This window comes from Tunturiibacter empetritectus, from assembly GCF_013410875.1.
Lineage (GTDB): Bacteria > Acidobacteriota > Terriglobia > Terriglobales > Acidobacteriaceae > Edaphobacter > Edaphobacter empetritectus.
The window spans coordinates 374,773-393,613 of record NZ_JACCCU010000003.1 but is presented as its reverse complement, the minus strand read 5'-3'; the positions used below and the strand labels follow the sequence as shown (position 1 = coordinate 393,613).

General features: G+C 60.0%; 18 protein-coding genes. 8 read left to right on the top strand and 10 right to left on the bottom strand.

Annotation, left to right across the window (positions count from 1 at the left end):
- Nucleotides 1–32: 32 nt before the first annotated feature.
- Nucleotides 33–737, top strand: a complete 705-nt coding sequence (locus HDF08_RS19510) for an MBL fold metallo-hydrolase (RefSeq protein WP_179640329.1) — start codon at nucleotides 33–35, stop codon at nucleotides 735–737.
- 132 nt (nucleotides 738–869) lie between these two features.
- Here the strand turns inward: HDF08_RS19510 and HDF08_RS19505 are convergent, their stop codons facing one another.
- Complete coding sequence (locus HDF08_RS19505; RefSeq protein ID WP_218884873.1) at nucleotides 870–1,982, bottom strand: Rieske 2Fe-2S domain-containing protein; 1,113 nt, start codon at nucleotides 1,980–1,982, stop codon at nucleotides 870–872.
- A gap of 115 nt (nucleotides 1,983–2,097) precedes the next feature.
- Here HDF08_RS19505 and HDF08_RS19500 point away from each other — a divergent pair, with 115 nt between their 5' ends.
- Entirely contained in the window at nucleotides 2,098–4,167 is a 2,070-nt protein-coding gene (locus HDF08_RS19500) for a glycosyltransferase family 39 protein (protein WP_257031289.1), read from the top strand.
- A 265-nt stretch (nucleotides 4,168–4,432) separates the two neighbouring features.
- On the opposite strand, the gene HDF08_RS19495 is transcribed toward HDF08_RS19500, so the two are convergent.
- Nucleotides 4,433–4,720: a hypothetical protein gene (locus tag HDF08_RS19495; protein WP_353070130.1), complete on the bottom strand. Its 288-nt coding sequence runs from the start codon at nucleotides 4,718–4,720 to the stop codon at nucleotides 4,433–4,435.
- Between the two features lie 208 nt (nucleotides 4,721–4,928).
- Between HDF08_RS19495 and HDF08_RS19490 the strand changes: the two genes are divergently transcribed.
- Nucleotides 4,929–5,447, top strand: a complete 519-nt coding sequence (locus HDF08_RS19490) for a response regulator (protein ID WP_179640328.1) — start codon at nucleotides 4,929–4,931, stop codon at nucleotides 5,445–5,447.
- A gap of 87 nt (nucleotides 5,448–5,534) precedes the next feature.
- Here the strand turns inward: HDF08_RS19490 and HDF08_RS19485 are convergent, their stop codons facing one another.
- From HDF08_RS19485 to HDF08_RS19475, 3 genes are all read right to left on the bottom strand, one after another.
- Nucleotides 5,535–6,269 carry a helix-turn-helix transcriptional regulator gene (locus HDF08_RS19485; protein ID WP_179640327.1) on the bottom strand — a complete coding sequence of 245 codons (735 nt, stop codon included), beginning with the start codon at nucleotides 6,267–6,269 and terminating at the stop codon, nucleotides 5,535–5,537.
- Between the two features lie 168 nt (nucleotides 6,270–6,437).
- A complete protein-coding gene (locus tag HDF08_RS19480) occupies nucleotides 6,438–6,824 on the bottom strand; it encodes a VOC family protein (RefSeq protein ID WP_179640326.1) in 387 nt (128 codons plus the stop codon).
- Between the two features lie 233 nt (nucleotides 6,825–7,057).
- On the bottom strand, nucleotides 7,058–7,723 hold the full coding sequence (locus HDF08_RS19475) for a TetR/AcrR family transcriptional regulator (protein ID WP_257031288.1): 666 nt from the start codon (nucleotides 7,721–7,723) through the stop codon (nucleotides 7,058–7,060).
- Nucleotides 7,724–7,835: 112 nt separating this feature from the next.
- On the opposite strand from HDF08_RS19475, the gene HDF08_RS19470 reads away from it, so the two are divergent.
- Complete coding sequence (locus HDF08_RS19470) at nucleotides 7,836–8,720, top strand: aldo/keto reductase family oxidoreductase (protein ID WP_179640325.1); 885 nt, start codon at nucleotides 7,836–7,838, stop codon at nucleotides 8,718–8,720.
- Nucleotides 8,721–8,888: 168 nt separating this feature from the next.
- On the opposite strand, the gene HDF08_RS19465 is transcribed toward HDF08_RS19470, so the two are convergent.
- The 3 genes from HDF08_RS19465 to dnaB form a co-directional block, all read right to left on the bottom strand.
- Nucleotides 8,889–9,272, bottom strand: coding sequence for a nuclear transport factor 2 family protein (locus HDF08_RS19465; protein WP_179640324.1), 384 nt, complete (start codon nucleotides 9,270–9,272; stop codon nucleotides 8,889–8,891).
- A 26-nt stretch (nucleotides 9,273–9,298) separates the two neighbouring features.
- The gene (locus HDF08_RS19460) at nucleotides 9,299–10,243 is read right to left on the bottom strand and encodes an aldo/keto reductase (protein ID WP_179640323.1); all 945 of its coding nucleotides are present in this window, start codon (nucleotides 10,241–10,243) and stop codon (nucleotides 9,299–9,301) included.
- A 124-nt stretch (nucleotides 10,244–10,367) separates the two neighbouring features.
- Nucleotides 10,368–11,735, bottom strand: a complete 1,368-nt coding sequence (gene dnaB, locus HDF08_RS19455; RefSeq protein WP_179640322.1) for a replicative DNA helicase — start codon at nucleotides 11,733–11,735, stop codon at nucleotides 10,368–10,370.
- Nucleotides 11,736–12,229: 494 nt separating this feature from the next.
- Here dnaB and HDF08_RS19450 point away from each other — a divergent pair, with 494 nt between their 5' ends.
- The gene (locus HDF08_RS19450) at nucleotides 12,230–12,529 is read left to right on the top strand and encodes a DUF5076 domain-containing protein (RefSeq protein WP_179640321.1); all 300 of its coding nucleotides are present in this window, start codon (nucleotides 12,230–12,232) and stop codon (nucleotides 12,527–12,529) included.
- Between the two features lie 563 nt (nucleotides 12,530–13,092).
- Here the strand turns inward: HDF08_RS19450 and msrA are convergent.
- Together msrA and mnmG are read right to left on the bottom strand one after the other, a co-directional pair.
- On the bottom strand, nucleotides 13,093–13,710 hold the full coding sequence (gene msrA / locus HDF08_RS19445; protein WP_373563247.1) for a peptide-methionine (S)-S-oxide reductase MsrA: 618 nt from the start codon (nucleotides 13,708–13,710) through the stop codon (nucleotides 13,093–13,095).
- Between the two features lie 244 nt (nucleotides 13,711–13,954).
- A complete protein-coding gene (gene mnmG / locus HDF08_RS19440) occupies nucleotides 13,955–16,030 on the bottom strand; it encodes a tRNA uridine-5-carboxymethylaminomethyl(34) synthesis enzyme MnmG (protein ID WP_179640320.1) in 2,076 nt (691 codons plus the stop codon).
- Between the two features lie 81 nt (nucleotides 16,031–16,111).
- On the opposite strand from mnmG, the gene HDF08_RS19435 reads away from it, so the two are divergent.
- The 3 genes from HDF08_RS19435 to HDF08_RS19425 all read left to right on the top strand — a co-directional run bounded on the left by HDF08_RS19435 (nucleotide 16,112) and on the right by HDF08_RS19425 (nucleotide 18,766).
- Entirely contained in the window at nucleotides 16,112–17,023 is a 912-nt protein-coding gene (locus HDF08_RS19435) for an alpha/beta hydrolase family protein (protein ID WP_179640319.1), read from the top strand.
- A gap of 82 nt (nucleotides 17,024–17,105) precedes the next feature.
- On the top strand, nucleotides 17,106–18,299 hold the full coding sequence (locus HDF08_RS19430; RefSeq protein WP_257031287.1) for a mechanosensitive ion channel family protein: 1,194 nt from the start codon (nucleotides 17,106–17,108) through the stop codon (nucleotides 18,297–18,299).
- Between the two features lie 92 nt (nucleotides 18,300–18,391).
- Nucleotides 18,392–18,766, top strand: coding sequence for a VOC family protein (locus HDF08_RS19425; RefSeq protein WP_179640318.1), 375 nt, complete (start codon nucleotides 18,392–18,394; stop codon nucleotides 18,764–18,766).
- The last annotated feature ends 75 nt before the right edge of the window (nucleotides 18,767–18,841 follow it).

Genomic DNA, 18,841 nt, shown 5'->3' with positions numbered 1-18,841 from the left:
CCTCGCAGGTACTCTCTTCCTTAGCGTCCATTATGAAAACCACACCGATTACCGCCAACGCCCATCAACTCACCCGCTTCGGCCTCATCAACTGCTATCTCGTCCGCGAGACCGACGGCTTCACCCTGATCGACGCCAACCTCGCCAACTCCGCCGACGATATTCTCGCCGCTGCGAAAGCCCTGGGCGCACCCATCCGTCGCATCCTGATCACTCATGCCCACGTAGACCATGTCGGCTCCGTAGATGCCCTCCTGGCAAAGCTAGGCGCCACACAAATAGAGTTTACCTCGAACGCCCGCAGCCTTCCGCTTCTGCAAAAGCCCCCCAACAAGTCTCCTCAGCCCGGCGAACCCAACGAAGAGATTCGCGGTGGCCTCCCCGGCATCGACGCCCGCCCTACGCGTCTCGTCACCGAAGGCGAACTCTACGGCTCCCTTCTCGCCATTGAAACCCCCGGCCACATCCCTGGCCACCTCGCCTTCCTCGACCAGCGCGACGGCACCCTCTACGCCGGCGACGCCCTCATCGCCATGGGCCACCTCACCGTTAGCGGCTTCGCCCCCTGGTACTTCCCTCTGCCGAACCTCGCCACCTGGGATAAATCCATCGCACTCGCCAGCGCCAACAAACTGCTCACCTACCCCATCGAGCGCTTCGCCTGCGGCCACGGCTCCGTCAGACCCGGAGGCATCCCCACCCTCCGCAAGGCAATCGCCAGCACAGCCAAATCGTAACCGCCGACCAACGGGAGGCCCTGAGCCGATCCCTCACCCAGAAAAGGTATACAAGTCACGAAGTGACCGCCTCCCGCGCAGGGAGCCCGTCCGGCAGGACACATTCTTGCAACAAGCATTCTTAGGCAGCAGTTAACTCCGCCAGTGCAGCGTAACCGGCCCACTTAGCGGATGCTCTCCCGTCCCCTTCAACCGCGCCTGCTTCAAAGCGAAGTACCACTTCGCCGGCTTATCCGCATCGTCGATCAGCATCAGCCCCGGATGAAACCTCAACCCCTCCGCCTGCTCAATCATCGTCTCCTGATCCTGCCGCACAAACCGAGCGCCAAAGAAAGTAGCAATCGAAGTTACAAATGGAACCCAGTAAAAGACATTCCACGCCGCAACCACATCAATCCGGCAAGTCGAAGCCGTCACCGGCGTAATCGTGGTCAAACTCGAAAACCACTTATCCCCCGCGCGTATCGTCTCGTACCGCCGATTCGGCAGCACAAAATCAATCGTCGTCGTAATCGGCTCGCCATAAACTCCCAGCAACTTATAAGGCGCCGAGTTCGCACTCGGAGCATGCGACGACATCCGAAACCCCGCATTCCGCCCGTTGTTCTCCCGGTCCTCCAGCGGCTCAAAGTGCTTCGTCTTCTCATGAATACTAGCCGCCGAACGCCACCACCACGCCTGGTGCACAAACGGCCCATGCGCCGGATCCATCAACCCGATAATCCCGTGATCCACATTGCAAGGCAACTCCGCCTCCAGGTGAGCACTCCGAAACCTCGCCGAAAACTTCGGCACCTCCGGCACCGGAGGCAGCGTCTCCAACCCCTGCACTCGCCCCGCACCGGCCTCCGGCAGATACACCCACGCAAACCCATCGCGTTCCTCACATGGAAACGCCCCCGCATAAATCTTCGTCGGGTCCAGCGTCTCATGACTCGTCAGCGAAGGAATCTCCCTGCACTGCCCACTGCAAGGCTCAAACTTCCAGCCGTGATACTTGCAAGTCATCGTCTCCCCATCGAACCACCCAGCCGACAGCGGAATCCCCCGGTGCGGACAAAGATCCCGCATCGCAAACAGCTTTCCCCCAGTCTTTCGCCCCAGCAGCAGCGGAATCCCCAGCAGCAGCGCCTTCGCCGTCTTGCCTGAGCGCAGCTCCCCGGCACGCGCCGCAGGATACCAATCCCCAAAGATCAGCTCCGTCGGCGGCCCCGCAACCTCCGCAACTCGCACCAACTCACTCAACCCAGATGCCCTCGCTCAAACAACACGCTTCTCATCATAGCCTTGCGACTCTAGCAAACCCCTCCCACCTCAACACCGCATTGATAGACTCACCTAAACCCAACATCTCGCCACCATGCAGACGACATCAACATCCTCCCTATCGCTCACAACCATGTCGCCCCTGGCAAAAAACCGCCTCATCCTCTTCGTCCTCTGGCTCCTCTTCTACGCCACCCTCACCCTCTTCGTCCCCCCGCTACTCGACGACGCCGACTCCGTCCACGCCGAAGTCGCCCGCGAGATGCTTCTCCGCCACGACTGGGTCACCCTCTACGCCAACGGCATCCGCTACCTCGAAAAGGCCCCCATCCTCTACTGGAGCATGGCCCTCAGCTTCAAGCTCTTCGGCGTCAACACCGCTGCCGCCCGTCTGCCCATCGCCCTCACCGTCCTCTCGCTCGCCCTCCTCCTCGAAGCCTTCGCCCGCCGCGCCTTCTCCCCCCGAGCCGGCCTCTACGCCGGCCTCATGCTCCTCTCCAGCTTCGGCATCTTCATCTTCACCCGCATTCTCCTGCCCGACGCCGACCTCTGCCTCTGGCTCACCCTCGCCCTCTTCTTCTACTGGGCCACCGAACAGACCCATGAGCGACAGCCAGATCAGCGACAGACCGATCAGCGACAGACCCAGGGAGCGCCCCAAAATCGGGTGCCCCATCTTCGCGAAGCTAAGGTGGGCATTCACGAAGCGAACCGCACTCCTACCCCATCAACTGAAGTAGACGCAAGCATCACCCTCTGCTGGCTCTTCGCCGCCTCCTGCGCCCTCAACGTCCTCACCAAGGGCCTCATCGGCATCGTCTTCCCCCTCCTCATTGTCCTCGCCCACCTCATCCTCACCCGTCGCAGCTTAGGCGCCGCCCTAACCCGAATCCGCCAGCTCCACCCCCTCTCCAGCACCATCGTCTTCCTCGCCATCGCTGCCCCCTGGCACATCCTCATCGCCCTCGCCAACCCCACCCAGGGCCACCCCGGCGCACTCACCTTCGCGCACGGCCACTGGTCCGTCCCCCTCCCCACCGACGGCAACGTCCACGGCTGGCTCTGGTTCTACTTCGTCAACGAGCAGCTCCTCCGCTACCTCAACCTCCGCGTCCCCCGCGACTACGACACCGTCCCCCTCCCTCTCTTCTGGGGACTCATCCTCCTCTGGATCATGCCCTGGAGCGCCTTTCTCTTCCGCTCCCTGGCCGCCGTCCCCTGGCGCAAAGCCCTTCGTCCGCGAGTCTCCATCCGCACCCTCACCCAACGCGAAAACACCTACCTCCTCCTCGGTCTCTGGGCCATCATCCCCGTCCTCTTCTTCTCCCTCTCCACCCGCCAGGAGTACTACGTTCTTCCCGCCCTCCCCGCCATGATCCTCCTCATCGCCGCCTGGCTCGACCGCGAAGCCACCGAAGCCGAATCCTTCGCTGTCCCCAGCCCTCTCGTCGCCTCCGGCCAGCGGATCTCCGTCGTCCTTCTCGTCCTTGGCTCCCTTGCCGCCCTCATCGCGGGCTTCTTCCTCCTCCACTCCGCCCCGCCAAACCCCGTCATCGACCTCGCCTCGCTCCTCAAACAAAATCCCGGCGACTACGCCCTCTCCTTCGGCCACTTCCTCGACCTCAACGCCCAGGCCATGGGCGCCTTCCATGACCCGCTCCTCCTCACCGCCATCGCGCTCTTCACCGGCACCCTCGCCAACTGGCTCCTCCGTCGCGCCTACCAGCCCCACGCCGCAAACCTCTGCCTCGCCGCCGCCACCTTTGGGTTCGTGCTCGCCGCACACGTCGGCCTGCAGATCTTCTTCCCCGTCCTAAGCTCCCGCCAGTTAGCCACCGCCATCGAGCCCGAACTCAAGCCCAGCGACCTCATCGTCATCCACGGCGAGTACGAGAGCGCCAGCACCCTCGGCTTTTATCTCGGACGCAGCGACCTCCACATCCTCGACGGCCGCAGCTCCAACCTCTGGTACGGCTCCTTCTTTCCCGACGCCCCACCCATCTTCGAGGACGCCCTCTCCCTCAAAGTCCGTTGGCTTGAACCTCGCCGCATCTTCCTCTGGCAGAGTCTCTCCGACCCTGTGCCTTCGCTTCCGGGCAAAACCTTCTTCATTGCGCAAAGCGGAGGCAAAGAGATCCTGAGCAACCAACCCAACCCATATTGAAGACTATGTCCTGCCGGACGGGCCTCCTGCGCTTAGTCACCCCACAAACGAAAGACCTGTTTGTGGGGACCCCGATTCCGCGGGCGTTCGCACGTCTCTTTAAAGCTTTGCGTGGTCCTCCCGTTGGTCGGCATAATCTCCCTTCGCGACCAACGGGAGCGCCAACCGAAGGGGTATACAAGTCACGAAGTGACCGCCGCCCGCGAAGGGCGCCCGTCCGGCAGGACTAAGAGTTCCTGATTTTAAAGAGGGGTCTTACAGAACGTTATTTATCCGTCTTCCAAACAAACAGAAACTCATCATTACTGGACGTAGCCAGATTGATCTTCTGCTGCCGGGCAGCCCTGCTCAACGCAGACCGCACATTCTCCTTCGTATCCGGAAGCTGATCCAGCGGGATCTTTAACGCGCTGCCAACCTTCAACTGCGCAATATCGCTCAACAGTTGCGTGATGATCTCTTTGTGCTTGCCTGCTCTACCCTTGGGTACATTCGCCTGCAGCACCGACTCAAACTTCATCTCTTTCGGATCGAACTCGTCGTCGCTTCCCACGCCCCCCCCCCTTGATGTGATCTGAAACTAACCTGACGTTAACGTAACACTAAGCAGATATGCCAGCTACTAACAAGTTGCTCTTTTCAACATTGCCTAACTGGTCGCTTTCTTTAGCACCGCCTAAACCTCTCCATAACTGAGAGATCTAAAAGAGTTAACCCGTATAACTCAAACAGGTCTACGCTTCGATTCAGAGGTACAAGTCATGACCGCGAAGATCAAATTTGAAGTTGTTCCCCTGACAGTAGTCCCGAACGAGGATGCCATCTCTATTTCGGAAAGAACCAAGCCAGTCATCCTCATCGTCGACGACGAGCACATCATCGCCGACACCCTCTCGATAATCCTCTCCCGCAGCGGCTTTTCCACCCTCACCGCCTACGACGGTGCCGCAGCCTTAGAGCTCGCACGAACGTTCAACCCCCAACTTCTCATCGCCGACGTCATGATGCCCGGCATGACCGGCATCGAACTCGCCATCGCTGTCAGTCAGAACATCCCCGAATGCCAAATACTCTTGTTCTCCGGCCAGGCCGCAACCGCCGACCTCCTCGTACACGCACGCAGCGCCGGCTACAACTTCACCACCCTCACCAAGCCCGTTCACCCCACCGACATGCTCAAGCGCGTCTCCGAATGCCTGGCAGTACAAAAGACCACCTTCGCCCCCCCGTACAACCCAACGGACGACTCTTCGCGACCCGCGACCTACCTCGTAAACTAGAACAAAGTCGCAGTTGGCATAGCGCCCGCAGTGCCCTTGTTGTCATTCCCGAAGGGAATCTGCGGTTGCCCTCCTCCACACCAATAGTCAATCCGCTCTAACCTGCCCAATACCCGCCGCAGCAACCGATTCGGAGACATAAGGCGGCTTGCCAACCTGCTTCACAAAGTCCTCCAGCCTCTGCCCCTTCTTCTGTACAAACTCGCGCCCCAGCACCTCCACCTCCTGCATCCGGTCGATCCGAAACACTCTGAAGTCCTTCCGCAGCTCGCACCAAGCCGCCAGCGTCCAGGCCCCACCCCAGAAGTACAGCGCCAGCGGCCTCACCTCGCGCTCACTGCTCTGTCCATCCTCCTTCGCATAGCAAAACGCAACGACCCGCCTGCCCACGCAAGCGTCGTGCAGTAGATCCAGTCGCTCCTTCAAAGGCTGCACCATCCGATGCCCCGGCGCGTACATCAGAATCGAATCCAGCCGCTCCCGCAGATCCGCCGGCAGCACCGCCTCAATCCGCTGCAGCGCCTGGTCCACCGAGGCCACGCTCGCCGCCCCACCCCACGCCTGCACCATCCGCGCCCCCAGCACCAGCGCCGTCAGCTCATCCCGGGTAAACATCAGCGGAGGCAGGTCCATATCCCGCCGCAGCGTATACCCAACCCCCGCCTCCCCCTCAATCGGCATCCCCGAGATCTGCAGATCGCGCACATCCCGATAGATCGTCCGCTCCGAAACCTCCAGCTTCTCCGCCAGCATCCGCGCCGTCTGCAGCCTGCCACCGCGCAGCACTCGTACGATCCGGAAGAGTCGGTCAGCCCGCCGCATGCATATATCCTAGATGGCCTGGAAAAGATGGCCTGGAAAAAGAATTGCGCCCGCTTCCAGTTAGCAGCCCGTATATCGCTCCCCGCGACCAACGGGAGCGCCAACCGAAGGGATATACAAGTCACGAAGTGACCGCCTCCCGCGTAGGGAGCCCGTCCGGCAGGACACTCAAACCGAAGTATGCAACCCAATATGATTTCCTTCCGTATCCTTCAGGCAAGCAAACGCACCATGCCCACCAGGAATCACCGTACGAGGCATCAGCATCAACCCCCCAGCCTCGCGAACCCGCGAAATTACAGCATCCAGTTCGCCATCGCAGTTCAGATAAACCATCGTCCCCCCACCACCGGGCTTCCTGAAGGTACGCTTCACCAGAGCCCCCGCCACGCCGCCAGCAGCCGCCGGAAACAGACGCATCGGATCCCCCAACTCCCCAAATTCATCCTTATTCATCCTGCGATCCAGAATCGTCTCGTAGAACCTAGCTGCCCGCTCCAGATTGGCACACGGAATCTCGAACCAAACCGCCACCGACTTCGGCTGTTCCTTCATATTGCCTCCCTGACTTAGCAAATGACCTTACGAACACAACCGCAGAATACTGACACCCTACTGACACCGTACTGTCAGGAGCCTTTCCAAAATCGAAGCTGTCCTGCCGGACGGGCCTCCTGCGCGGAGTGCGGGCGTTCACACGCCTTTTTAGAGCTTCGCGTACTCCTCCCGTTGGTCGGCACAATCTTCCCTCGCGACCATCGGGAGCGCCAACCGAAGGGGTATACAAGTCACGAAGTGACCGCCGCCCGCGCAGGGCGCACTTCCCGCACCGAACAAGCCTCCATATACGAGCAAGCAAAGAACACCAGTTCCCCCCGCATGCTTTCAAACTGCTTCTCCGGCGCATCCGACTCCAGCAGTCTCCGGCTCACCCCCACCATCGCCGCCACCAGCATCGACGCCACCAGCTGCGGCTCCTTCGTCAGCGACTCGCTCGACGTCCCCAGCATCCCCGCAATCGCCTTCAGCGACCGCAACGCCTTCTGCTTCGCAATCTTCGCCCCATCCACATCCGAGCTCACCGCATGCAGCGCCACGCTCGTCTTCGGATCCATCATCTTGGCCTCGAGAAACGCGTTGATCACCGCCGCAACCATCTCCTTAAGCGGCTTCCCCTTCTGCTCCCGGCACACCTGCTCCAGCGCCGTCGACACCCCGTTCAGATGTTGTAGCAAAGCCGCCTGCAGCAACGCACTCTTATTCGGAAAATACTGATACAACGTCCCAACCGAAACCCCAGCGCGCATCGCAACCTTCGTCGTCGTCAGCCGTTCCTTCCCCACGCTCAACAAAACCTGAATGGTCGCCTCCAGAATCGCATCCACGCTCGCAGCCGAACGAGCCTGCACCGGCGATTTACGCGGCTCCAACAGCATCTGAGGACGTGGGGTCAAATGCGAACTCCTAACCTGAGGCTTTCTTCATCTAACCACAGGTAGCCAAAACGAACCCGAACCGCGCACCTGACAAATCGCAACCGTGCAAAGACAAAAAGGAGCACCAGCAATGACGCAACAGACAAATCTAGGCGGAACCTTCACCTTCCCCGGCACCTCGATGACCGTGAACCGCATGGGCTACGGAGCCATGCAACTCGCCGGCCCCCACGTCTTCGGCCCGCCGAAAGATAGAAATGCCGCCCTCGCCGTTCTGCGCGAAGCCATCGCCGCCGGCGTCAATCACATCGACACCAGCGACTTCTACGGACCACACGTCACCAACCAGATCATCAAAGAAGCCCTCCACCCCTACCCCGATGGCCTCGTCATCGTCACCAAAGTAGGCGCACGCCGCGGCGCAGACGCCTCCTGGAACCCAGCCCTCTCCCGCCAGGACCTCATCGACGCCGTTCACGACAACCTCCGCAACCTCGCCCTCGACAAGCTCGACGTCGTCAACCTCCGCGTAGGAGGACTCGCCGGCCCAACCAAAGGCTCCATCGAAGCACCCCTCACCGTCCTCGCCGAACTCAAAGCCCAGGGCCTCATCCGCCACCTCGGCCTCAGCAACGTAACCCCAGGTCAACTCGCCGAAGCACAAAAAATAACCGAAATCGTCTGCATCCAAAACCTCTACAACGTAGCCCACCGAACCGATGACGCCTTCCTCGACGACCTCGTCAAACAAGGCATAGCCTACGTACCCTTCTTCCCCCTCGGAGGCTTCACGCCGTTGCAGTCCGCCAAGCTGGACGAAGCAGCCGCCTCCCTCCAATCCACGCCAATGCAAGTCGCACAGGCCTGGCTCCTCCACCGCTCTCCCAACATGCTCCTCATCCCCGGTACCTCTTCGCTTGCGCACCTGCGCGAAAACCTGAAAGCCGCAACCCTCAAACTCCCACCCGAAACCATCACCAGCCTCAACGCAATCGCAGCAGCACCCAAACCATAATCACTGCGGGTGCCCATCTCTTGAGCGTGGAGCGCCCGCGCAGCAATCAAAATCTTCTTCGCGACCAACGGGAGCGCCAACCGAAGGGGTATACAAGTCACGAAGTGACCGCCGCCCGCGCAGGGCGCAGTTTAATAGTCCGAAACAAGCAGCTGTCCCTCAGCGTCGTCACGCGATCCGCTGAACCCATTGGCTCCGCCACCCCGGCGCCTCGAACGGATCTGCGAAGTATTGTGTCTCATGCACCACCTTGCCGTTGCGAAACTCCATCGTGCTCACCGTGTATGCCGGTCGCCCCTGATAGATAATCGTGTACTCCGTGATCCAAAGATCTCCGCTTCCAACAATCCGCCTAACCTCGAAACCCGACGGCTTGCCCGGATGATGGCTCCGCAGCGCCTGCAAATTCTTCCTACCAAGGATTCGCTCGCCCGACTGTGGATAATCACAGATGGCATCGTCAGCATAGATATCGTGCTCCGCATCTGCATCGCCGGCCGCCGACGCACGCCAGTGTGCGTTCAATGATTCGCGTATCTGCTCCTCTTTCATAGTCTGCTCCAGGTGTTACTTGGCTTTCATGCCGATTGGACGCGTGGAATGAACCCCGGGCTGCCGGTATTCACCACGTCGTTGAGCCTCTGTCTCGTCTGAATCCGATTGATCTCCTCAACCGCGTCTTCCGGAATGGCTGAGACGTTGAAGTTCTCCTTCGCCCGCTCCGCCGTCCGCGGCGTCGTCAGCAAAGCTGTGCCGCGTTGCACCGCCCAGGCCAGCAGCACCGGCGCCGGAGTCTTTCCAACCCGTGCAGCGATGGCCAGAATCACCGGATCCTCAAGCGGCCCCGGCCTCATCCCATGACCCAGAGGCGCGAACGCCAACAGCACAATGCCCTTCTCCTTGCAGAACTCCAGAAGCTCCGTCTCCGGAAGATACGGATGCGACTCCACCTGGACCACGGCTGGCTTGATCCTCGCCGCTTCATACACCGGCAACAGCCCGTTCAAGGTAATGTCAGACAGTCCGATGGCCCTGCATCTGCCCTGGTCCACAAGACTCTCCATCGCCCTCCAGGTGTCAACCAGACTCACGCCCTTGTCGTAGATCACGTTGCCCTTTTCATCCCGAGGATCCTGCTCCTCCCCCGGTTGAAATGCGAACGGAGTGTGAATCAGATAGAGATCGAGATAGTCGAGCCTCAGCCTGTCCAAACTCGCCTCAAAAGCCGGTCTCACGCGCTCCGGCCGGTGATTGCTGTTCCACAACTTCGTGGTAACAAACAGATCCTCGCGCGCAATCCCTCCAGCCGCAACTCCTGCCTTCAAAGCCTCGCCCACCTCACGCTCGTTCCGGTAGCGTTCCGCGCAGTCGAAGTGCCGAAACCCCGCAGCCAGCGCGTCTTTGGTAGCGCTTATAGTCACGGCCGCATCGGGAATCAGTGTGCCGAATCCGAGTGCAGGCATCTGACCGGCTCCGCCGCTCAGCGGCATCCTCTTACTCCGAAGATCAGAAGACTCGATCATGATGACTCCTCGACTTTGTACGTGCGACCAACGGGAGCACCACGCGAAGCGGTATACCCATCACGGAGTGATCGCGCCGCGCGCAGCGGGCCCGTCCGGCAGGACCCAGAGCCTAGTACCCGCCCTAATCCCCGCCATGCGACAGATTCTCGAACCGAGTATAGTCCGACAGATACGCCAGATGAATACTCCCCGTTGGTCCATTCCTCTGCTTGGCAATAATGATCTCTGCCTTGCCCTTCAGATCCTCATTCTCCCGGTCGTAGTACTCCTCGCGGTGAATAAAGCACACCACGTCCGCATCCTGCTCGATCGAACCTGACTCGCGCAGATCGCTCAACAGCGGCTTCTTATCCCCGCCCCTCTGCTCACTCGCACGCGACAGCTGCGACAGCGCAACCACCGGCACCTTCATCTCCTTCGCCAGCGACTTCAGCCCGCGCGAGATCGCCGAGACCTCCTGCGTCCGATTCTCAAATCCCTTCTGCGACCCCGACGACCCGGTCATCAGCTGCAGATAGTCGATCACGATCAGATCCAGCTGCCCATGCTGCTGCTTCAACCGCCGAGCCTTCGCCCGCATCTCCGCCAACGTAATCCCCGGCGTATCGTCGATAAACATCTTCGACTCCATCAACCGCTCGAGCCCGGCAATCAGCTTCGCCCGGTCCTCCCGCATCAACATTCCCGTCTGAATCGCCTTCGAGTTCACCAACGCCTGCGAGGCCAGCATTCTGCGCAGCAGACTCGCCTTGCTCATCTCCAGCGAAAACACCGCCACCACCTTGCCCCCGCGCACCGCGGCATTCTCCGCAATGTTGATCGCCCACGCCGTCTTGCCCATCGAAGGCCGCGCCGCAATAATCGTCAGCTCCGACTCCTGCAATCCGCTCGTCATCCGGTCAAATTCTATGTAGTGCGTCGCCAACCCCGTAACCTCGCGCCCCTGCTCATACAGCGCATCAATCGACCCGAACGACTCCTTCACAATCGTCGCGATGTCCGAAAACCCATACTGAATCGCGCTATCGGCCACCTCCGACAGCTTGGCCTCCACATTGCTCAAAACATGAATCGCCTCCTCGGACTGGTCCGAGGCGAGCGTCAATCCATCGCCAAAGATAGCCATCAACTGCCGCAGCAAACTCTTGTCCTTCACAATCCGGACATAGCTCTCGATGTTGAAGTTCCGCGGAATCCCCTCCGTCAAAAACGCAAGATACGCAGGCCCGCCAATCGAATCAATTTCTCTCTTCCGAATCAGCTCCTCTCGCACAGTCAGGGAGTCCACGCCACGACCCCCCGCCAATAAATCGGTGATGGCTCGGTAGATGCGTTGATGCGAATCGAGCGAAAAATCTTCCGCCCTTAGCCTTCCTGTCGCATCGTTGACCGCAAGCCCGTCCAGAAGCATTGCCCCTAAAACAGCAACTTCGATATGAACCGAAGCGGGCAGACCTTCTGAAACATTTAGTTGAGCAAAAGATGCCATAATGGCTCTATTCTCCGCTGTCGCAAGGGCCGTTGCAACCAGCGCTTTCCTCACGTTATCAACGGGTTTCCCACACACCAAAGGGTTAATTCACAGATGAGCTGTAACCTGACAACTACAGACAAGTACATCCCAGAGTTTGATGAATACGAAGCGCGAAGCAAGCTCTCCGATCTCACAACTAAAAGTTGTCATCCTGAACGGAGTGAAGGATCCCCGTATTTCGTCCTTGCCGTTGTTCGCTCTTATGCCCCAGTCCAAACCCAAACAAACATCGTCATCTCGACCGAAGCGGCAGACAGTCACACCGTCTGTCGCGAAGCGGATTGCGACCGCATCTCTCAGTCGCAGCGAACCGATACACTCTGCGGTATCCGTCAAGACCCCCGCATTTCGTCCTTTGCCAGCCACCTAGGCCAAATTAGCCCCGAAAACCTGGCACATCTTTAGCAGCCGGAAAGCTAACCGAATAGCAAAAAGAAAAGAGAAGCTTCATGGGAGCAGAAAAAACCTTAGCCATCCCCGAACAAGCCCAGCGCGACAAAGCCTCCTTCGAGGTTCTCCGCGTCTGGATCGCCGAACAGGGACAGCACGTCAGCATCCGCAGCGGAGCCTGGGAGGACCCCTTCGCCTGGGGCATCGTCCTCGCCGACCTCGCCCGCCACATCGCTCTCGCCCACCAGCTCCAAAACAAAGACACCAACCCCGAAGCCTTCCTCAACCGCCTCCTCGAAGGCTTCGAGGCCGAGATCGAAAACCCCACCGACGAACCCGAGGGCGAAGTCACCCAATAACCCGCACTCTCTACGTGAAACCCATCCCCGCCCAGATCCCCAGCCCTTTTTGAAGTCATCCTGACCCTGGCTGGTATTGCCCCCTAAGGCCGCCACCATCTTTTGAAGTCGTCATCCTGGCCCTGGCTGTATTACCCCGTAAGGCCGCCACTTTTTTTTGAAGTCGTCATCCTGAACGGAGTGAAGGATCCCCGCATTTCGTCCTTTGCCTTGTTCGTTCTTCTATCCCCACCCCAATCCCCGTCATCTCGACCGAAGTCACGCAGCCTCAACGCGTGACGTAGTGGATTGCGGCCACATCTCTCTGTTGCAGCGAGCCGATGCACGGTATCCGTCAAGCCCCCCGCATCTTCGCCCGAACGCCACCAGTTCGCCCGAACCGCCATCCAAAATAAATCCCGAAACCCTGGCGTATTCTTAGCGGCCAGAATGTGTGGTGCAACGACACCACGTTCACCACACATTCCACCACATCCAGCCACACAAAAAACCACGTTCAGGCACCACTATTTCGCAAAAACCCCAGCAAAAACAGGTCCCTAACCCAGTCCCACCAGCCGAAATTATTTGTGCTTGTAATCCTGAAAAAGATCTGGAAACTGCTGCTTCAAAGCCGCCATCTTCGGCACATCGCAGACCTGAATATACGGATTGTTGGGATTCTTCTCCGCATAGTCCTGGTGATAGTCCTCCCCATCATAGAAGGCCTTCAGAGGCGTAACCTCCGTCACAATCGGCTTTCCAAACACATGCGCCGCATCCAGCTGAGAGATATAGGCCTTAGCCACCTTCTCCTGCTCCGGCGAAGTGTAAAAGATCACCGACCGATAAGAAGTCCCTACATCCGGCCCCTGCCGGTTCAACTGCGTAGGATCATGCACCACCGAAAAGAAGATCCGCAGCAGCGTCCCATAACTAACCTTCGCCGGATCAAACACAATCTTCACCGACTCCGCATGCCGAGTGCCCTCCGACGACACCTGATCATAAGTAGCTGTAGACGCGCTTCCACCCGAATAACCCGCAGTAGTAGCCGTAACCCCTTTCACCCGCTGAAACACCGTCTGCACGCCCCAGAAACAGCCACCCGCAAACACCGCAGTCTCATGCGTTGCCGCAACATGCGGCTCATCCATCGCAGGAGCCGGAATCGGCTCTTTTCTCTCTGCCCCCATCACCATTCTTTTTCCTCCTCCCAAAAGAATAAACGCAACAACCACAAGCCCTAACACGATCAACCCCGTCTTCAACCCAGCCGTCATCGCCTTCTCCAATCCACACAAGCTTGGACGCCAAAACCGCACCCACGGTTACATCTTCCTTCCGAGCATCGCGAGGACCAACGCACTACACTTGCCGCAACAAGGTACACAAGTCACGAAGTGACCGCCCCACGCGCAGTGGGCCCGTCCGGCAGGACAAGTCTTAAGCCACCCGAGCCCTACCCTGAATCTCGATATAAACATGAATCAAACTAACCGCAGCAGGCGTAACCCCAGCAATCCGGCTTGCCTGCCCAATCGTCTGCGGCCGCACCCGCAAAAGAATCTCCTTCATCTCGCTCGAGAGCCCGCTCACCGTCGAGTAATCGAACCACCCCGGAATCGCCCGCTTCTCCGCCCTCCGCATCTTCTCCATCGAGCGCCGCTGCTGGTCCAGATACCCCGAGTACTTGATCTCCGTCTCCACCGTCTTCATCTCATTCCGAACCCACGCCGGCAACCTCGCATCGCCCGCAGCATCCATCGCCGCCACCCAACCGCCCAGCACCTCATCCCCATCCCGCAGCCTCTCCCGCAGCACCGGCGCAATCTCCTCCACCGGCACCTCCGGACGCTTCAAAAGCTGCGCAAACGTCTGCCCGCTAATCCCAGCCGCGTCCCCATCCAGCCTCTCCCGAAGCGCAACCGGCAACTCCTCCGCCCGCACCCGAGCCGAACCCAACAGCCTCTCAAACGCATCCGCCCGAGCCTGCTTCGCCTCGTACTCCGCCCACGCCGCATCATCGATCAGTCCCAGCCGCCGACCATGCGGAGTCAGCCTGCTGTCCGCGTTATCGATCCTCAGGTGCAGCCGAAACTCTGCCCGCGAAGTAAACATCCGGTAAGGCTCATTCGTACCCTTACTGATCAGATCGTCGATCAGAATCCCCGTGTAAGCCTCCGTCCGATCCAGCGTAAAGCCATCCTCTGGTTCGCCGCTCAGGGCTGCCTTCACCGCCAGCGCCGCATTAATCCCCGCCATCAAGCCCTGGCAAGCCGCCTCTTCATACCCGCTCGTCCCATTGATCTGCCCAGCCAGATAAAGCCCCGCAAACGACTTCACCCGCAGCGTACGATCCAGCTCCGTCGGATCGATCGCGTCATACTCAATCGCATACCCCGGCCGCAGCATCTCCGCCCTCTCAAGCCCCGGTATCGACCGCACCATCGCCGACTGGATCTCCATCGGCAGGCTTGTGCTCATGCCGTTGATGTAGACCTCATGCGTATTCAACCCCTCCGGCTCCAGAAAAAACTGGTGCCGCGTCTTCTCCGGAAACCGCACAATCTTGTCTTCAATCGAAGGACAGTACCGAGGTCCAATCGCCTCGATCTGCCCCGTGTACATCGGCGAGCGATGCACATTATCGCGAATCAGCCGCAGCGTCCCCGGCGTCGTATGCGCGATATGGCAGTTGACCTGCCGCAGGTTCGGAACCCACCGCTGCCCCGCTGACTCGCTAACTCGCTGACTCGCTGATCTGAAGCTGAACGGCGTCGGGTCTTCATCCCCAGGCTGCTCCTGAAACTGACTCCAGTCAATCGTGCGGCCATCAAGCCGCGGCGGCGTCCCCGTCTTCAGTCTGCACTCCCGCAGCCCCAGCCGTTTCAACGCCTCCCCGAGCAACACGCTAGCCGGCTCCCCACCCCTCCCCGCCGTGTACTGCTGTTCTCCACAATGAATCAACCCATTCAGAAACGTCCCAGTCGTAACAATCGTCGCCGCGGCATGAATCACACGCCCATCCCGCAACTTCAAACCACGCACAACTCGCTTCGGAGAAAACTCGCCGGGTGCCCCATCCTTCGCGTTGTTTGCGAAGGGTGGGATATCGGAATTCTCGTCCTCCACAATCAGATCCACCACCTCAGCCTGCTTGATGAAGAGATTCTTCTGCCCCTCCAGCACCTCGCGCATCTTCACGCGATACAGCGCCTTATCGCACTGCGCCCTCGGCGACCACACCGCCGGCCCCCGCGATGTATTCAGCAGACGAAACTGTATCCCCGTAGCATCCGCAACCTCGCCCATCACGCCACCCAGCGCATCCACCTCCCGCACTAGATGCCCCTTGGCAATCCCACCGATCGCAGGGTTACAACTCATCTGCGCAATCAAATCCAGATTCAGCGTAAAGATAGCAGTGCGCAGCCCCATCCGCGCAGCCGCCATCGCCGCCTCGCAGCCAGCGTGCCCCGCACCCACCACCACCACATCGAACTGTTCCGAAAAGCTCACCCGTCTATTCTAGGCGTAACGGCATGATTCTCTGCAATTGCAGCAGCTTTACAAATCACCCTCCCCAAACAACAATCAACCATGCGCCCTCATCGCCATCTTGTCGCTCTCGCTCTTCTCTGCGCCTCACTGCACCTCTCTCTCAATGCCCAGCAACTCCCCACCGCCATCACCACCGACCCCGCCCACGACAAGACCAATCCCGCCGCCTTCGAAACCTTCCAGATCCCCAGCCACGGCGCGCTCCTCAACGCCCTCGCCTACATCGCTCCCGGGCCAGCACCACATCCCGTCGTCCTCCTCCTCCACGGCTTCCCCGGCAACGAGAAGAATCTCGATCTCGCCCAGGCCATCCGCCGCGACGGCTGGAACGTCGTCTACTTCGACTACCGCGGCTCCTGGGGCTCTCCCGGCAACTTCTCCTTCACCCACTCCATCGAAGACACCCAATCCGCCATCGCCTACCTGCGCGATCCCGCAAACGCAAAGAAGCTTCACACCGACCCGTCCTTCATCGTCCTCGTCGGCCACAGCATGGGCGGCTTTATGGCTCGCTACGTCGCAGCGCAGGATCCCGCCATCAAAGCCGTAGGCCTCATCTCCGCCGCCGATATGGGCGTCGACAAGTTCCAATCCCTCAAATCCGATCAGCGAGACGCAGCCGTCGCCGCCCTCGCCTCACACCTCGCCGAAGAGGGCATGGCCCCGCTAGCCGGCTGCACCCCCGAAAGCCTCGCCAAAGAGGTTGCCGCGAACGCCACAGCATGGAACATCCCCGCGCTCGCGCCAAAACTCGCCACACGCCCCATGCTCGTCATCACCTCCGACGACGGCCTCGCACCCTCCAACGACGCCTTCGTCGAAGCCCTCCGTAAAGCCGGCAACCAGGAGATCACCGCCATCCACATGTCGACTGACCACTCCTACTCCGACCAGCGCATCGCCCTCGAAAAAGCTGTCCTCGACGGCCTCGACTACCTTCAACATAAATAGCGTTGTCACACCAGCAACGCCGCCGGCGATTAAACTGCTCTCAGCTACGTTGCATCTAAGCAGCGAAGTAGACGGAGCAACCTTGAACCAACTCGCGCTCAGCCCGGCCAACCTTCCTGCACCGCATCTGAATCTGCTCGCGCAGGCATTCCCGCACTTCCGCCACACCTGGTTCTTCGCCATCTTCCTGTTCTGCGCCGCCATCGTACTCGCAAACGTGGTGCACTACGTCCTGTTCCGTCTTCTGCGCCGCAAAGAAGAGAAGAGCAAAGGCCTCGGCTGGGGCCTCCAGCGCTACCTCGGCAAACCCGCCCGCGCCATCTTCTTCATCACCTGCCTCCTTCTCATCCTCCCAGCCGCACCTGGCCTTTCCGACAAGCTCGAAGACACCATCCGCCAGGGCCTCATCATGGCGATGGTTGCCTCTCTCGGCTGGTTTGCCATCGGCTGCATCTACGTCCTCCAATCCGTAATGCTGCGGCGCTACGACCTCAACGCCGAAAACAACATTCAGGCCCGCCGCGTCCACACCCAGTTCCAACTCTTCCGCCGCATGCTCATCGCCTTCGTCGTCATCATCGACATTGGCGCCCTCCTCTGGACCTTCAACGACCCACGCATCTGGCACTACGGCTCCGGCCTGCTCGCCTCCGCCGGCATCGCCTCGCTCATCCTCGCCACCGCCGCCAAGTCTACCGCAGCAAACTTCCTCGCCGGCCTTCAGATCGCCCTCACCGAACCCATCCGCATCGATGACGTCGTCGTCGTTCAGGGCGAGTGGGGCCGCATCGAAGAGATCAACTCCGCCTACGTCGTCATTCGCATCTGGGACCTCCGCCGCCTTATCGTCCCCTTGAGTTACTTCATCGAAAACTCCTTCCAGAACTGGACCCGCGAGTCCTCCGACATCATGGGCACCACCTTCCTCTACGTCGACTACTCCATCCCCGTCGAAGCCCTCCGTCAGCAACTCGAATCCATCGTCCACCCCTCGCCGCTCTGGAACAAACAGGTCTGCGGTCTCCAGGTCACTAACCTCACCGACCGCTCCATGGAACTCCGCTGCCTCATGAGTTCCCGCAACTCCAGCGAAAACTTCGACCTGCGCTGCCTCGTCCGCGAAAAGATGACCGCCTGGATCCAGCAGAACTACCCCGAAGCCTTCCCCACCACCCGCTTTGCCTCTAAACCGCAAGAAGAAAACAACCTTCCATCCGACCAGCGGGAGGACCCAAGCCTCTACCCCATCAAGACCGGTATACAAGTCACGAAGTGACCGCGCGCCGCGCAGGCGGCCCGTCCGGCAGGACAGAATCCTTTCCCAAGCCAGCAAACAAGCTATAAACTAGCCAACCAGCGAGGTCCCTCATGCTAGGCCAAACGCCCATCATCGCCTTCATCCCCACCCGCGACGCCGCCCAGTCCCGCGCCTTCTACGAGGGCCTCCTCGGCCTGCGCTTCCTCAGCGACGACCACTTCGCCTTAGTCATGGAAGCCAACGGCACCATGATCCGCATCGTTCGCGTCGGCAACTTTACTCCCGCGCCCTTCACCATCCTCGGTTGGGAGGTCCAGGACATCCACCAGTCCGTAGCCGACCTCACCGCCAAAGGCCTCACGTTCACCCGTTATCCCCACTTCGAGCAAAGTCCCGACGGCGTCTGGACCGCACCCGGCGGCGCAGCCAAGGTAGCCTGGTTCGCCGACCCCGACGGCAACACCCTCTCCCTCTCACAACACTAAGCAGCCCGTCTCCCCCGTCCGACCAACGGGAGGGCCGCATCGTTTCCTAATCACGACAAGGTATACAAGTCACGA